Raw genomic sequence first — 16,093 nt, forward strand, 5'->3', positions numbered from 1 at the left:
GCGCCGATTAAAAGAGGTCGCATGAAAAATCTTCCCTGGCACAGCAAAGCTGTTCTCGCGCTCACCGTGTTTCTCCCGGTGTTTTTCCTGATCTCGGCGCTTGGCACCAAGATCGGACTGTGGGGCTGGCAGATCGGTCTGCTGGCGCTGACTATGGGCGGAGGGGTGATCATTCTCGGCTTGCTTGCGCTGATTGCCGCGATCTCGCTGGTGCTGGTGCTGATCAGGAAGCCGCGCCGTAACGGGCTGGCCGGGCTTGCCCTTGCCGGACTGGTGGTGGCTGGCGGGGTGCTCACGATGTTTGCATCAATGGCGAACACGGCGAGCAAGAACCCGATCCATGATGTCGCGACCGATACCGCCAACCCGCCCGCCTTTTCCGCGGAAACCATGGCCGCGCGTGAGAAAGCGGAGGCGAATCCGCTCAATGATTACCAGACCCCGCTGAGCGATATTCCGGTGTTCGAAGGCGTCTCGCCGAGCGTTGCGATCCGCAGCCATGCGCAGATCATCACCGAAACCTACCCGACGCTCCAGCCGCTGCCGCTCGGGCAGGCCAGCCCGCAGCAAGGCGCAGCCGCTGTCGCCGCGGCCATGGATGAGCTGGGTTTCAAGTCCATCCGCAGCGATAGCGCGGCCGGCCGCGTCGAGGGCGTGGCCGAGACCTACTGGTTCGGCTTCAAGGATGATGTGGTCGCCCGCATCAGCGACAAGCAGATCGATTTCCGCTCGGTCAGCCGGGTTGGGCAAAGCGATCTGGGCGCCAATGCCAAGCGGATTGCCGCGCTGCGCGCCGCAACCGCAGCCAAGCTGGGCGGCGGCTGATCAGTCCTTGAACATCGCCATGGCAAGCGCGCTGCGCTGGATCACGGTCAGCGCGCACAGCCCGGCATAGGCATAGGCGATCACGCCGAACCATGCGGGGAAAAGGCACATGGCGATGAACACCGCGATGGTCTCTGCGCCTTCGGCAAAGCCGGTTGAATAGAAAAAGCTTTTGCGGCCGTGGGCTTCGGTCTCAGCCCCGCGCTTGGCGGCAATGGTGGCAAAGGCGAGGAAGCTGACCCCGGTCAGCACGAAGCTCGCCACCAGCACCAGCGCAGGAAGCGTGTTTTCGGGCGCCATCACCCCGAAGGCGAGCGGGATCGCGACATAGAAAGCGAAATCCGCGACAATATCGCAGTAGCCGCCGAAATCGCTCGGCCCGGCCACGCGGGCCACCGCGCCATCCAACCCATCGAGCAACCGGTTGGCGAGAATCAGCGCAAGGCCCCAGCCAATATGCCCGAAAGCAATCGCGGCGGCCCCGCCAAGGCCGAGGCCAAGGCCCGCGAAAGTCAGTTGGTTCGCGGTCACGCCCAGCCCGGCCAGCGCGCGCCCGATGCGGTTGAGCGGCGGATCGATCAGCGGGCGGAGCTTGGCGTCAAACACTCGGGGCACCCCAACTGACCAGCCCGATCCACGCCCCGGTCATCGCGGTGGCGAGGTTGCCCGCCACCCAGCTTTTCATGCCGAGACCCGCCGTCTCCGCGCGACGTTCGGGACACAGGGTGCCGATGGTCGAAACCAGCAGACCCACGCTTGCCAGATTGGCCACCCCGCACAGCGCATAGGTGACAATCAGCAGGCTGCGCGGGCTCAACGCGCCCGCGGGTAAGGCGGCCAGTTCGAGATAGGCGACATATTCGTTGAGCACCGCCTTGGTCCCCATCAGCGCGCCTGCCGCCTGCGCTTCGGCCCAGGGCACGCCGATCAGCCACATCAGCGGCGCACACAGCCAGCCAAACAGGCGCTTGAGCGTGAGCGGCGCACCGTCGATCATAGGGGCCAGCGCCAGGGCCTGGTCGACCAGCGCGACCAGCGCGAACACCACGATGATCACCGAAATCACCGCAAGGAACAGCTGCATCCCGTCCATCGTGCCTTTGATGATGGCGTCAATGCTGGATTCGTAGCGCAGGCCCTCCTCGCCCTCGGCGATGTCGGTCGCGGCGGCTTGGCCATCATCAGGCACCATCAGGCGCGCGATCAGCAGCGCGGCCGGCAGCGACACCAGCGAAGCGGCGATCATATGGCCCACCGCATCGGACACGGTTTTGCTGAGTGTCGTTGCGTAAAGTATCAGGATCGCGCCCGAGATCGTGGCCATGGCCAGCACCATGACCTGAAACAATTCCGCGCGGCTCATCCGGGCGAAATAGGCGCGCACCACCAACGGGCTTTCCACCACGCCAAGGAACATGTTCGCGCCGCCTGACAGGCCGACGACACCGCTCACCCCGAGCGAGCGGCGCAACAGGAATGACAGGCCGTTGACCGCGGCGCGCAGCACACCCCAATGCCACAACAGGGCCGCCAGCGCGGAAAAGACAATCACCAGCGGCAGGATCTGGAAGGCGATGATCAGCGGCGGCTGCGTCCCTTCGGCCAGTTGGAACGGCACCGGTGCCCCGCCAAGATAGCCGAACATGTAGGACGATCCCACAAGCGTTGCCTTTTCAACGGCCTGCACAGCTTTATTGGCATATTGCATCAGATCCCAGACCACCGGCACCCTAACGATAACCAGCGTGAGCGCGCCTTGCAGCGCCAGCGCGCCCGCGATCCAGCGCCAACCGGGACGTGCGCTGCGGTTCTCGCTGAGGCCCCACGCGATGCCCAGCAGCACCATGATGCCGATCACGCCGCGTGTCTGATCGAACCACTCCATCGCCTGCTACCCGCGCCGCCATGCATGGTATTTTTCGACCCATGCCAGCAGCTTTTCGGGCTTGCGCGCGAGCTTCCACTGCCCCGCCGCGAACTTGTTCGCTTCGGCAAAGGTCGGATAGGAATGGATCGTGCCGAGGATTTTGTTGAGGCCCAGCCCGTGCTTCATCGCCAGCACATATTCGGCGAGCAATTCGCCCGCGTGGGCAGCGACAATCGTCACGCCAAGAATGCGGTCCTTGCCCGGCGCGGTCAGCACTTTGACAAAGCCATGCGTCTCGCTTTCGGCAATCGCCCGGTCGAGATCATCAAGGGCATAGCGGGTGACCTCATAAGCAATGCCCTGTGCTGCGGCCGCGCTTTCGTTCAGGCCAACGCGGGCAAATTCAGGTTCAAGAAAAGTGACTTGCGGGATGACCCTGTAATCGGCTGTGAACTTCTTGAGATGGCCGAACAGGGCATTGACGGCCGCATACCACGCCTGATGGCTGGCAGCATGGGTGAGCTGGTAAGGCCCGGCCACATCCCCCGCCGCCAGGATGTTGGGGAAGCGGGTGGCGAGGAACCCATCGGTCGCCAGCGTCCCGGTGGTTTCCACTCCCAAGTCCTCCAGCCCGAACCCGGCAAGCCGCGGGCGGCGCCCCACCGCGACGATCAGGGCATCATAGGCGACGCGCAATTCATCACCGGCCCGCTCGGCTATCAGCATACCGCCTTCAAAGCGCGCTGCCGTGTGGCCGGTGAGCACCCGCACCCCTGCCTCTTCGAGCACGCGCGCTGCCAATTCGCTCACCTCGGGATCTTCGCGCCCCAAGACCTTGTCGGCCTGCTCGACCAGCGTGACCTCGGAACCAAGCCGCGCGAAGGTCTGTGCCAGTTCGCAGCCAATCGGCCCGCCGCCAAGGATTGTCAGCCGGGCGGGCACGGCGTCCATCGCGGCAAAGGCATCCCACATCGTCTCACTGGTGAGATAGCCTGACGCCTCGATACCGGGGATCGGCGGGACAACCGGTTCCGCCCCGGTGGCAAGGATGATGCTGCGGGTAGTGAGGCGCTGCGGGGTTCCATCGGCGCGGGCGATCTCCACCGTCCACGGATCAAGGATGCGGGCATAGCCTTGCACCACATCAACCCCGAGCCCTTCGAAGCGTTCGACTGAATCATGCGGCTCGATCGCGCGGATCACCTGCTGCACGCGGGCGATGGTGTCGCGGAACGGCACCTGCGGGCGCACGGGCGCAAGGCCGTAGCGATCTGCATGCCGCATCTGCGCGGCAACCTTGGCGCTCTTGATCAGGGCTTTCGACGGCACGCAGCCGGTGTTGAGGCAATCGCCGCCCATTGCCTTCGCCTCGACCAGTGTGACCTTGGCCTTGACGGTCGCCGCGATATAGGCCGAGACCAGCCCCGCGGAACCCGCACCGATGACCACCAGATTGCGATCAAACCTCTTGGGACGGGTAAAGCCCGCATAGGCCTTGCGCGCGCGCACCCAGCCGATCAGCAGCTTGGCCAGCCACGGCGCGATCCCGAGCAGCGCGAAAGAGCCCAGCAGCGCGGGCGAGACTATGCCCGAAAGGCTCTCGATCCGGGCGAGCTGCGTCCCCGCGTTCACATAGACAATGGTGCCGAGCAGCATCCCCAACTGGCTCACCCACAGGAATGTCAGCAAGCGGATGCGGGTCAGCCCCATGACGAGATTGACGACAAAGAACGGGAAAACCGGGATCATCCGCAGCGTGAAGAGATAGAACGCCCCGTCGCGTTCAAGCCCGGCGTTGATGCTGCGCAGACGCTCGCCAAACCGCGCCTCGACCCCGTCACGCAGGACATAGCGGGCCGACAGGAAGGCAAGCCCGGCCCCCATAGTCGAGGCGAAAGACACGAGCACCGTCCCCACCACCAGACCGAACAGCGCCCCGGCCGCAAGAGTCATGATCGCGGCTCCCGGCAAGGAGGCCGCGGTGACCGCGACATAGACGGCAAAGAACGCCGCCAGCACCAGCGCAGGATTTTCACGGTAGAACGCATCCCACTCGCTCACCGCCGCTTTCATCCCGTCAAAGGTCAGATATTGCCCAAGGCCTAAGCCGAAATAGGCTGCGATAACAGCGGTCAGTGCAGCAAGGATGAGAAGCTTTTTGAACAAGGCGGTGTCCCGGTGTGATGACGCAGCAGATGTTACGCGCCTGCCATCCTCGCGTATGCGGCAATCCAGCGCGTGTCTATCCGCTGCTTGAGCCGCTGCGCCCAGCGGCCATGCCCGGCGAGCGGGCCGTAACTGGCGAGCGCGGTGCCATCGCCGCAGCTGAGCAGATAGAGACTGGCGGGGCGCGGGGTATAGGTGCGCGGCGGCGCCAGGCCTGCCAGTGCGCTGCGCAGATTGGCGGCAAGCACCGGGCCGGTGTGCACCGCATGAACCCCCGAATGCACCACCCTGCGATCGCTGCGCGCGGCGATATCGCCCGCAGCGAAGATATGCGGGTGGGAGAGGCTGCGCTGGTGACGATCAACCGCGATGAAGCCATCGGCATCGCAGGCCAGCCCGGCGGCACGCGGCCAATCGGGCGCGGCGCTGCCGAGCGCGGTGATGATGAGATCGCAAGGCTCAAGCACCCGCTCACCCGCCATGAGCGCGCCTGCCTCAACCCGCGCATCAGCTGCGATGATGGTGATCCGCTGACAGGCGAGCTCTCGCGCCGCGAGCTTTCGGAAGCGCGGGACAAAGCCGGGCAGCAGCCCTTGCTCGCCTGTTATGAGAGTAACGGCACAAGGCGCGGCGAGGCCCGCCATATTGGCGCAGGCAAAGGCCAGTTCGACCCCGCCTGCCCCGCCGCCCAGCACGGCGATGCGCTGCGCCCCCTCGCGATGAGCGGCGCGCCATGCTGTCAGCCGCGCGGCGAAGCCATCCATCGGGCGCACATCAATAAGGCGCGGATCAGTCCCCAGCACCTCTTCACCTCGTCCCACACCGCCTGCATCGATCGCAACCAATCGGAACGCGATCTCTTCGCCCGTGTCGAGCGTCACCCGCCGCGTTGCTGCATCCATGGCTATGCAGCGCCCGGGAATCAGATCAACGCCGGCACGGGCGGCCAGCCGCGCGAGATCAACGTGCCCGTCCTCAAGGCGATAGGCCCCGGATATCACCCCGGGGACCATGCCCGAATAGGTCAGGAAGGGTTGCGGCGTGACCAGCGCCGCGCGCGCATCCTCGGGAACACCCCGGCGGATCCAATCAGCCAGCACCGCCAGATTGGCATGGCCGCCCCCTATCAAGACCAGATCAAATCTGCGCATCTGCGCGACCATGCCAGCGAGGCCGCCCCAAAGCGAGGTGCGATCACCATGTCGCGGCCAAGCCAGCACAATTTTTGCCGCCATGCCACGTGGTTGCAGGGTTGGTTCATCGCGCCGCAAGCTAAACCCGATAACGGAGCGCCTGCACAAGGGCCAGCGAGCAGCCTCTTTGCCCGCGCCAATGGTGAGCGGCCCGCTGGTCTGTTGAAAATGTGGAACACGAAAGGGACAAGCCTTGGAACTGTCTTGCAAGTTTCTCATTTTAGGTGAAACGAGGCAGGCGGCCATCCGCCCAAAATCAGGGATGGGACAAATGGACGCACCGCCAAGCGGCACCGCGCCGTACGCGCGGATCGAACGGGAAAACGCTCATGCCGGTTAAGAAGCCAACTTATGGCGAAAGCATATCCCTTTCAAAATTCTTCCGTATTTTCTTTGAAATCCTCAAACCTGAAGCCAATTTCTACTGGATCGCGATTGTCTATGGCGTCGGCATCAGCCTGCTTGCGCTGGCGACCCCGATTTCGGTGCAATTGCTGATCAGCACGATTGCGAATACTGCAATGCCGGCGCCGCTGGTGATGCTTTCGCTCACCCTGTTCGGGCTGCTGCTGCTGTCCTCGCTGCTCTACGCTCTGCGCATCCACCTGATGGAACTGTTCGCGCGGCGGTTCTATGCGCGGCTTGTTAGCGAAATCTCGCTGATCGCGATTTACGCGCAGAACCCCTTTTTCACCGACAACACTCGCAGCGCGCTGTTTAACCGCTATTTCGATGTGATGGTGGTGATGTCGCGGATGCCGATCCTGATCCTGGACGGCTATTCGATTTTGCTGAGCATCGGTGTCGGCTTCGTGCTGGTCTCGCTTTACCACCCCCTGTTCCTGATTTTCACGCTGGTGCTGGTCGGCCTGATCGCGCTGGTGTGGTTCATCTGGGGGCCGCGCGCGGTGCGCGCCGCGATTGATGTCAGCCATGCCAAGCATGGCACGGCGGCGTGGCTCGAACAGATCGGCGAATCCAACGGGTTCTTCAAATCGCAGCGCCGGGTCGATTATGCGATCAAGCAAACTGATCGCTACACTCACGGCTATCTCGATGCGCGCAAGCGCTATTTCCGCCTGCATTTCTCGCAGACGCTCTCGTTCCTGTTCCTCTACGCCGCCGCCAGTGCAGTGCTGCTGGGCCTTGGCGGCTGGCTGGTGATCAACTTCGAGCTGACGCTGGGCCAACTCGTGGCGGCCGAGCTGGTGCTGTCAGCCGCCTTCTTTGGCGTGGCGATGCTCGGCAGTTACCTCACCTATTTCTATGATCTGTGCGCCGCCGTGGAGGAAATCTCGCAGTTCTTCGATGTCGAGCAGGAAGACCCGCGCGGCGATGATCCGATCATCGGCGATGATCACACGCTCACCTTCAAGGATGCAGGCGGGCGCGCGCGGTTCGAGAATGCGCGATTCAATTTCTCGATTCCGACCGGCGCCATCGTGATGGCGGCGACCAGCCAGCATGGCTTGCAGCGGATGTTCACCAATATCCTCAAACTCTACGAGATTCCCGCGAGCGGCTACACCACGCTGGGCGGCGCGGATATCAAGGAGATCGAGACCCACCATCTGCGCCGTTCGGTCTATGTGCTCGATCGCCCCAGCTTCGTGCCGATGACGGTGCGCGATTATCTCGGGCTCGCCTGCGACAAGGGGGATAGCTGGCGCATCATCGAGGCGCTGGAAACCGTGGGGCTGGCCGGCACGATTGCCAGTTTCGAGAAAGGGCTCGATACCAAGATCGCGGCGACCGGCTATCCGCTGTCCACCGCCGAACTGCTGGCGCTAAAACTGGCGAGCGCGCTGCTGGCCAAGCCGCGGATTCTTGTGCTGACCCGCTTGTTCGACCTTGTCGACGCCGAAGATCTGCGGCGTACCTTCGCAGCGCTCAAAGCGAGCTCGAACACCACGGTGATCTATTTCTCCGAACGCGACTGCGAGTTGGGCTGCGACAGCTATCTGCATATCCAGGCGACCGAGCAGACCTTCTATGATGATTTTGCTGCCTTCCGCCGCGCCAGCCGCACCCAGCGCGCAAGCGGCCCCGATGCCAGCCAGCTCATCGCAGGCGAACCTTCAGGCGGAGAACAGTAATGGCGACGCTTGAGAAAGTCCCGCACCGCTTCAGCGCGCTGGAATCCGTCAAGATCCCGCGCGTGATGCGCACGGTGTTCCTGATGCTGCTGATCGGTTTCGTCCTGTCGCTGGTGTTCCTGATCTATGTGCCGTGGGTGCAGACCACGACCGGACGCGGGATTGTCACCACGCTCAGCCCCAATGAACGCGAACAGACGATCAATGCGCTTGTCACCGGGCGGATCGAGGAATGGTATGTCGGCGATGGCGCAAAAGTCGCCAAAGGCGATCCGATTGTCCGCATCGTCGATATTGATCCGCAGCTGATCACGCGGCTTGAGGCCGAAGTCCGGCAGGTCGAACTGCAGCTCGAAGCCTCGCGCAGCGCGATGGCCACCGCCCAAATCGACGAGCGCCGGATGCGCGAGCTGTTCGAGGCCGGGCTCGCCCCGCGGCGCGAATACGAACAGGCGATGATCCGCATTCAGGACATGCGCGGCAAGATCGCGAGCGATGAGGCCGCCCTAGCCCGCGCCCGCACCAATCTGTCGCGGCAGGCGGTGCAGATTGTCACCGCACCGCGCGATGGCTTTATCCAGCGGGTGCAGGCGGGCGATGCGGCGACTTATGTGCGCGCAGGCGATATGCTGGCGATGTTCGTGCCGGAAACCTCGCAGCGGGTGATCGAAGTCTTCATCGTCGGGCGCGATGTCGCGCTGGTGCAGAAAGGCGCCAAGGCGCGGGTGATGTTTGAAGGCTGGCCTGCCGTGCAGTTCAGCGGCTGGCCCGCCGTGGCGGTCGGTACCTTCGGCGGCGAGGTGATTTCGGTCGATCAGGCCTCGCAGCCCGATGGCCGCTTCCGTGTATTGATCCGTGAGGATGCGAGCGACGGGCACCGCTGGCCGGAAGAACGCTTCGTGCGGTTTGGCGCGAAGGCACAGGCCTGGGTGCTGCTTGAAACCGTGCCGGTGGGCTATGAACTCTGGCGGCAGCTCAACAGCTTCCCGCCGGTCCTTCCCAACCCGTCTGCAACCAGCGCGCCGTCGGGAACCTGAGACGATCCATGATCCGCTCTTCGGCCCGTGTCCTGCTGCTGGCTCTGGTTGCCCCGGCTGCGCTTGCGCTGCCCGGTGTGCCGGTGCAGGCGCAGGACATTGCACCGGTGGGCGCGCCGATTGATACGGCCCTGCGGCAAGGCACCTTGCAGCCCGAAGCCGTGCTGCGATCCTCGGCGCTCACCTTCCCTTCGATCCTCGAGGCTTTCGAGCGGGAAGCGGCGGCGCGCGGCGATCAACTCGGCGCGGACGGGGCCTTTGATCTGATGCTGAAGGGCGAGGTCTATGACCGCGTCACTGGCTTCTACAACGGCGGCTTTGTCAAAGGCGAAGCGCGGCAGGGCCTGCGTCCCTTCGGCGCGGATGTTTTTGCCAGCTACCGCGTGTCGGATGGCACCTTCCCGGTTTACGAGAACATCAATTTCACCAACGCGCTGGGCGAAATCAAGATCGGCGCGATGTTCTCGCTGCTGCGCGATCGGCGGATCGATCAGCGCCGTTTTGCGATCGAGGACACGCGCCTCGCCGCGGGGCAGGCCAGCATCGATGTGCTGCTGGTGCAGCTGAACGTCCAGCAAGAAGCGCTCAAGGCCTATTGGCGCTGGGTGGCCGCGGGTGAGGAAATCCGCGTATTCGAGGAATTGCTCGAAATCGCCGAAGCGCGGCAGGTCGGCCTGCGGCGCGGGGTGCAGGAAGGCGCTCGCGCGGCGATTGCCTTGACCGAGAACGAGCAGAATTTGCTGCGCCGCCGCACCCTGTTGGAAGAGGCGCGCCGCAATTTCACGACCGCGGCCAATTCGCTGAGCTTTTTCCTGCGCGATTCATCGGGGCAGATGGTGATCCCACGGCGCGAACAATTGCCGACGCTGGCGCAGTTGGGCACCCTGCCTGCCACCGAAGAACTGGTCGCCGCAGAGCGCAATGAAATCCTCGAAAAGCGCCCCGAGCTGCGTACGCTGCGGATCGCGACCGAGCGCGCGGCCAACCGCATCGAATTGCGGCGCAATGATCTGCAACCCTCGCTCGATGGCAAGGTCGAGATCTCGCGCGACTTCGGCCAGATCGGCGCTGGCGGGCCGTCCTTCGATTCGACTGATACGGTGGTGGGGTTGACGTTCTCGGTGCCGTTGCAACGGCGTGAGGCGCGCGGACGGCTGGCACGCGCCGAGGCCGAGCTGCGCGAACTCGAACTCCGCGAGCGCCGCATTGCCGATCAGATCGAAGTCGAGATCGACAATATCCTCGCGACCCTCAACGCCGCGAACCGCCTGACTTCGCTGGCGAGCGACGAAGTGAAGCAGGCCAACACGATGGTGCAGGCGGAACGCAACCGGTTCCGCCTCGGCGCGGGCGATTTCTTCCTCGTGAACCTGCGCGAGGAGGCCGCCGCCGATGCCCGTATCCGTGCGATCCGCGCGCAGCTTTCAGGCCGGATCGCCGCCACGAGTTACAACGCCGCGACGATCAACCTGCCCGCGCTCGGTCTCGAATAGGCCGGTTCAGCGGTTCTGGCGGCCGGCGATCAGCCGCTCGACCAGCGAAGGGTCGGCGAGCGTCGAGGTATCCCCCAGCGATCCGAACTCGTTCTCGGCGATCTTGCGCAGGATTCGGCGCATGATTTTGCCCGAACGGGTCTTGGGCAGGCCATCAGTGAAGTGGATCACATCAGGCGTCGCCACCGGGCCGATTTCCCGGCGCACCTGCGCCTTGAGCTCGGCCAGCAACGCGTCGGTGCCTTCCTCGCCAACATTCAGCGTGACGTAGCAATAGATGCCCTGCCCCTTAATGTCGTGCGGGTATCCGACCACCGCCGCTTCGGCGACCTTGGCGTGGAGCACCAGCGCGCTTTCGACTTCCGCCGTGCCCATCCGGTGGCCCGAGACATTGATCACATCATCGACCCGCCCGGTGATCCAGTAATAGCCAGCTGCGTCGCGCTTGCACCCGTCACCGGTGAAATACTTGCCGGCATAGGTGCTGAAATAGGTCTGCACGAAGCGATCATGATCGCCGTAGACGGTGCGCGCCTGCCCAGGCCAGCTATGCGTGATGCACAGATTGCCCTCGGCTGCGCCGCCTAGCACATGGCCCTCATTATCGACCAATTCCGGGCGGATGCCAAAGAACGGCAGGCCCGCGCTCCCGGGCTTCATGTCATGCGCTCCGGGGAGCGTGGTGATCATGCAACCGCCGGTCTCCGTCTGCCACCAGGTGTCGATCACCGGGCAGCGGCCTTCGCCCACCACGTCGAAATACCAGCGCCATGCCTCGGGATTGATCGGTTCACCGACCGAGCCGAGCAGGCGCAGCGAGGCGCGCGAGCGGCTCGTTACATGGTGATCGCCCTCGCGCATCAGCGCGCGGATCGCGGTCGGCGCGGTGTAGAGGATGTTGACGCCGTGCTTGTCGACCACATCCCAGAACCGCCCGTGATCGGGGTAATTGGGCACGCCTTCGAACACCACGGCCGTCGCGGCGTTCATCAGCGGGCCGTAAACGACGTAGGAGTGGCCCGTCACCCAGCCGATATCGGCAGTGCACCAGAACACCTCGCCGGGCTGATAATCGAAGATGTAGTGGAAGGTCGTCGCAGTCCACACGCCGTAGCCGCCGGTAGTGTGGAGCACGCCCTTGGGCTTGCCGGTCGAGCCCGAGGTGTAGAGGATGAACAGCGGATCTTCCGCGCCCATCACCGCGCAGGGGCAATCTTCATCGCTGGCAAGGTCGGCGAGCCAGTGGTCGCGGCCCTCCACCATCGCAATGTCCCCGCCGGTGTGCGGGATCACCAGCACGCCAGCAACTGCGACGCCGGGGTGCGCCAGCGCGGCATCGACATTCGCCTTCAGCGGCACGCGCTTGCCGCCGCGCAGGCCTTCATCGGCGGTGATGACGAAGCGGCTGCCGCAATCCTCGATCCGGCCCGCGAGCGCCTCCGGAGAAAAGCCGCCGAACACCACCGAATGCACCGCCCCCAGCCTTGCGCAGGCGAGCATGGCGACCACGCCTTCGAGGATCATCGGCATGTAGATCGTCACCCGGTCACCCTTGGTAACGCCAAGCGCCTTCAGCGCATTGGCCATGCGGATGACTTCGCGGTGGAGTTCGCCATAGGTGAGGCTGCGGCTTGCAGCGGCGGGATCATCCGGCTCGAAAATCAGCGCTGTCCGATCGCGATGCGCGGCCAGATGGCGATCAACCGCGTTGTGGCACAGGTTCAAGGTGCCGTCCTCGAACCACTTGATCGCCACCGGATCATAAGACCAATCCCCGCCGATGGTGGGGCTTTCAAACCAATCGAGCCGCTGCGCCTGTTCAAGCCAGAAGGCATCGGGCGCGGTGATCGAGCGTTGATACATCCGCGCATAATCTTCCGGCCCGCAATGCGTGGGGGCGTTGGCCTGCGGGCGCCGAACGATGTGGCTCATGGCGCGAGTCTCCCTGATGTTATCGCTGTCATTGCGCGGCAGGCTACACATTGGGCGGTTCGAGACAAAGGGGTTAGACGACCCGCGCGCCATGCGTGCAAAGGACAGGGCCGCGCTGACACTGCCGGCGCAGCCCTTCCAACAGTCGGGACCCGGATCAGAACCGGTAGGCGAGGCCCGCGCTCAGGACCCATGGATCAAGCTTGTGCTCGGTCTCGATCACCTTGGTGTTCCCGACAAACCAGCTTGCCGTGGTGCCGACGAAATAGCGCTTGGCATCCAGCGTGAGCGCGAGCCCTTTGGCGCCGAGCGGCACATCGATCCCCGCCTGCAAGGCGAGGCCCAGCTCGTTGGACAGCTTGGTGCTGGTCACACCGAGCGGCACGACCGCTGCTCCCGGCTTTTGCGAGACCCACAGGAAATAGCTCGGCCCGGCCCCGACATATGGTTTGATCCCGCCCAGATCAAAATGGTACTTGGCCGTGATCGTCGCAGGTATCAGCTTGCCATCAGCCACCAACTCGGCAGCAACCGGCAAGCCTGCGGTCGCATCGACATCATGCTGGGTCATCCCGGCAATGGTCTCGACCGAGAAATTGTTGGTGAAAAAGTATTCAACAGCAATCGTCGGCACGTAATTGTCGCTCGCGCGGGTCTGCAACGTTGCCGGCAGACCGACTGCATCGGCATTGACAGTATCGATCTTGCCATCGGGTAGCACCGCCGTCCCGACGAGCTTCAACTGCACTTGCCCGGCGCGATCCTGCGCCAGCGCAGGGCTTGCCATGAGCACTGCTGCCACACTGGCCAAAGTCATGGTTCTCAACATTATTCCCTACCCTTGGGGCAGCAGTGGCCACGCGCTGTGGCCTAGGATGATTGCTGCCCATGGACGTGCCGATAGCCGCAGGGTCAATCCATCCTCATTGATCCCGATCAAAGACAGCGGCGGCAAGCTGCGCCATTCCAGCGCACATTATGGCAACCCGCATGCTCTCTTCCGGCGACACGGACAGGACAGCCCACTGTGCCGTGCTGCCCGAGAGCTTGCGACACAGCGCTGCTGCCAGCGCCCTGCTTGCCATCGGGGACTATGCGCAGCTCGCCAAAGGGGAGGCGCTCGCCGGTGATCCGGCGCAGGACCGGTTCGTCTACATCCTGTCGGGTGCGGCCAAATTGGTCGCGCCGCCCTGCCCCAGCGACGAGAGCGGCGGCACAGGCCAAGTGCTGGCCTTCCATTTTCCCGGCGACATGATCCCGGTGCTGCGGCCGCGTGATTGTGATTTCCGGTTGATCGCGCTCACCGATTGCCAGGTGGTCGCATTCCCGACCGATCGCTTTTTCGACATTGCCGAAGGCGATCCCGCCATACTGCGCTGGGTGCTTACCAGCAGTCTGCAAGCGCTCCACCGCAGCCGCCACCGGATGATGCAATTGGGGCACAAGTCCGCGCGCCAGCGGATCGCCGATTTCCTCGTCTCGATGGCGGAGCGTATGAGCGATGCCCGCAGCCGGACCTGCCGCATCATCCTGCCGATGAGCCGCCGCGACATCGGCGAGAGTCTGGGCCTCACCATCGAGACCGTCAGCCGCCAATTCACCGAATTGCGCGATGCCGGACTGATCGAAACCCGCGGCCGTTCGCATGTTCGGCTGCTTGATGTGCCAGCTCTGGCACAAGTGGCTGGTCAGACGTGCCATTTGGGCAGCGTCCAACACATTTGACACAATCTTGATTTAGATCAATTCTAGCCACTCGGGGGCTCGCTAAGCGCGGGTTGACGAAAGGGACATAGCAACATGGAATCAGTGGTCCGGCGGCTGGGAATCTGGGGCAGTATCCTGCTTCTCGCCATTATCGCGCTTGCCTTGGCACAGGACACCGCCTTTGCGGTGCACATGGGTCTGATTGCGGTTGTCGCGGCCTTGCTCGCGGTGCTGACAATGGTGCGCTTCGATCCGCTCGCAAAAGCGCAGAGCATTTTCCGCATGCCGCCCGGGCCATCGCGCTATGATGATGATGTGATCCGCTGGGGCGTGATCGCCACGATGTTCTGGGGCCTTGCCGGGTTGCTGGTCGGAGTGATCATCGCCACCCAGTTGGTGTTCCCGCAGCTCAATTTCGAGCCGTGGTTCAATTTCGGCCGGGTGCGGCCGCTCCACACCAGCGCGGTGATCTTTGCCTTCGGTGGCAATGCCCTGATCGCCACGAGCTTCTATGTGGTGCAGCGCACCTGCCGCACAACACTCGCCTTTCCTGGCATGGCCCGCTTCGTGTTCTGGGGCTACCAGCTCTTCATCGTGCTGGCCGCGACCGGCTATCTCCTCGGCGTGACCCAGTCGAAGGAATATGCCGAGCCGGAATGGTATGTCGACCTGTGGCTGACGATCGTGTGGCTCGCCTATCTCGCGGTCTTTGTCGGCACGATCCTGCGCCGCCATGAACCGCATATCTATGTGGCGAACTGGTTCTACCTCGCCTTCATCATCACCGTGGCGATGCTGCATGTGGTGAACAATCTGGCCGTCCCGGTCAGCCCCTTCGGCGCGCGCAGCTACAGCGCCTTTGCCGGGGTGCAGGATGCGATGACCCAGTGGTGGTATGGCCACAATGCGGTGGGCTTCTTCCTCACCGCCGGCTTCCTCGCAATGATGTATTACTTCGTGCCGAAGCAGGCGAACCGCCCGGTCTATTCCTATCGCCTCTCGATCATCCACTTCTGGTCGCTGATCTTCCTCTACATCTGGGCCGGGCCGCACCACCTCCATTACACCGCCCTGCCCGATTGGGCGCAGACGCTCGGCATGGTGTTCTCGATCATGCTGTGGATGCCTTCGTGGGGCGGTATGATCAACGGGCTGATGACCTTGAACGGCGCGTGGGACAAGATCCGCACCGATCCGATCATCCGCATGATGGTGCTGGCGCTCGCCTTCTACGGGATGAGCACCTTTGAAGGGCCGATGCTGTCGATCAAGGCGGTGAACAGCCTGTCGCACTACACCGACTGGACGATCGGCCATGTCCATTCCGGGGCGCTGGGCTGGAATGGGATGATCACCTTTGCCTGCGTCTACTTCCTCGTGCCCCGCCTGTGGCAGCGCGAGCGGATGTACAGCTTGCGGATGATCAACTGGCACTTCTGGCTCGCGACCGCCGGGATCGTTTTCTACGCCGCGAGCATGTGGGTTGCCGGGATCACCCAGGGCCTGATGTGGCGTGAATACGGCTCGGACGGCTATCTGGTGAACAGCTTCATCGACACCGTGGTCGCGCTCAACAAGATGTATGCGCTGCGTGCCTTTGGCGGGCTGCTCTACCTCTCGGGCGCGGTGATCATGGCCTACAACGTCTGGATGACGGTTGCCGGCCATCTGCGCGACGAAGCCCCGATGGGCGATACGCCTTACGATGCAGCCGCTGACCGCCCGCTTGTCGCCGCCCCGCAAGCCCAACCCGCCGAATGAGCGCCGCGCGAGAAGG

Annotated in this window: 12 protein-coding genes; 6 read left to right on the forward strand and 6 right to left on the reverse strand. The window is 63.7% G+C overall.

The window, feature by feature from the left end; genetic code table 11:
- Window positions 1-21 precede the first annotated feature (21 nt).
- On the forward strand, window positions 22-825 hold the full coding sequence (locus tag SOQ14_RS03450) for a DUF1499 domain-containing protein (RefSeq protein WP_322896644.1): 804 nt from the start codon (window positions 22-24) through the stop codon (window positions 823-825).
- On the opposite strand, the gene SOQ14_RS03455 is transcribed toward SOQ14_RS03450, so the two are convergent.
- Genes SOQ14_RS03455 through SOQ14_RS03470 form a run of 4 tightly spaced genes read right to left on the reverse strand, consistent with a single transcriptional unit; the run spans window position 826 to window position 6,093 of the window.
- Window positions 826-1,431: a CDP-alcohol phosphatidyltransferase family protein gene (locus SOQ14_RS03455; protein ID WP_322896645.1), complete on the reverse strand. Its 606-nt coding sequence runs from the start codon at window positions 1,429-1,431 to the stop codon at window positions 826-828.
- Window positions 1,424-2,710, reverse strand: a complete 1,287-nt coding sequence (locus tag SOQ14_RS03460) for a NupC/NupG family nucleoside CNT transporter (protein ID WP_322896646.1) — start codon at window positions 2,708-2,710, stop codon at window positions 1,424-1,426. Before SOQ14_RS03460 ends, SOQ14_RS03455 begins: the two co-directional genes overlap by 8 nt.
- A gap of 6 nt (window positions 2,711-2,716) precedes the next feature.
- Window positions 2,717-4,858 carry a dihydrolipoyl dehydrogenase family protein gene (locus SOQ14_RS03465; protein WP_322896647.1) on the reverse strand — a complete coding sequence of 714 codons (2,142 nt, stop codon included), beginning with the start codon at window positions 4,856-4,858 and terminating at the stop codon, window positions 2,717-2,719.
- 32 nt (window positions 4,859-4,890) lie between these two features.
- Window positions 4,891-6,093, reverse strand: a complete 1,203-nt coding sequence (locus SOQ14_RS03470; protein WP_322896648.1) for an FAD-dependent oxidoreductase — start codon at window positions 6,091-6,093, stop codon at window positions 4,891-4,893.
- Between the two features lie 287 nt (window positions 6,094-6,380).
- On the opposite strand from SOQ14_RS03470, the gene SOQ14_RS03475 reads away from it, so the two are divergent.
- The 3 genes from SOQ14_RS03475 to SOQ14_RS03485 are packed head-to-tail and all read left to right on the forward strand — an operon-like array spanning window position 6,381 to window position 10,677.
- Window positions 6,381-8,147 carry an ABC transporter transmembrane domain-containing protein gene (locus SOQ14_RS03475; RefSeq protein WP_322896649.1) on the forward strand — a complete coding sequence of 589 codons (1,767 nt, stop codon included), beginning with the start codon at window positions 6,381-6,383 and terminating at the stop codon, window positions 8,145-8,147.
- Window positions 8,147-9,184, forward strand: a complete 1,038-nt coding sequence (locus tag SOQ14_RS03480; protein WP_322896650.1) for an HlyD family secretion protein — start codon at window positions 8,147-8,149, stop codon at window positions 9,182-9,184. The genes SOQ14_RS03475 and SOQ14_RS03480 overlap by 1 nt, the downstream gene beginning before the upstream one ends.
- Before the next feature lie 8 nt (window positions 9,185-9,192).
- Window positions 9,193-10,677, forward strand: a complete 1,485-nt coding sequence (locus SOQ14_RS03485) for a TolC family protein (protein ID WP_322896651.1) — start codon at window positions 9,193-9,195, stop codon at window positions 10,675-10,677.
- A 6-nt stretch (window positions 10,678-10,683) separates the two neighbouring features.
- On the opposite strand, the gene acs is transcribed toward SOQ14_RS03485, so the two are convergent.
- Window positions 10,684-12,609, reverse strand: a complete 1,926-nt coding sequence (gene acs / locus SOQ14_RS03490; protein ID WP_322896653.1) for an acetate--CoA ligase — start codon at window positions 12,607-12,609, stop codon at window positions 10,684-10,686.
- Between the two features lie 157 nt (window positions 12,610-12,766).
- Window positions 12,767-13,438, reverse strand: a complete 672-nt coding sequence (locus tag SOQ14_RS03495) for an OmpW/AlkL family protein (RefSeq protein WP_416232721.1) — start codon at window positions 13,436-13,438, stop codon at window positions 12,767-12,769.
- Between the two features lie 161 nt (window positions 13,439-13,599).
- Between SOQ14_RS03495 and SOQ14_RS03500 the strand changes: the two genes are divergently transcribed.
- Together SOQ14_RS03500 and ccoN are read left to right on the forward strand one after the other, a co-directional pair.
- Window positions 13,600-14,334 carry a Crp/Fnr family transcriptional regulator gene (locus tag SOQ14_RS03500; RefSeq protein ID WP_322896655.1) on the forward strand — a complete coding sequence of 245 codons (735 nt, stop codon included), beginning with the start codon at window positions 13,600-13,602 and terminating at the stop codon, window positions 14,332-14,334.
- A gap of 75 nt (window positions 14,335-14,409) precedes the next feature.
- Window positions 14,410-16,077 (forward strand): cytochrome-c oxidase, cbb3-type subunit I, encoded by a 1,668-nt coding sequence (gene ccoN / locus SOQ14_RS03505; protein WP_322896656.1) that lies wholly within the window; start codon window positions 14,410-14,412, stop codon window positions 16,075-16,077.
- The last annotated feature ends 16 nt before the right edge of the window (window positions 16,078-16,093 follow it).

This window comes from Erythrobacter epiphyticus, from assembly GCF_034653295.1.
Lineage (GTDB): Bacteria > Pseudomonadota > Alphaproteobacteria > Sphingomonadales > Sphingomonadaceae > Erythrobacter.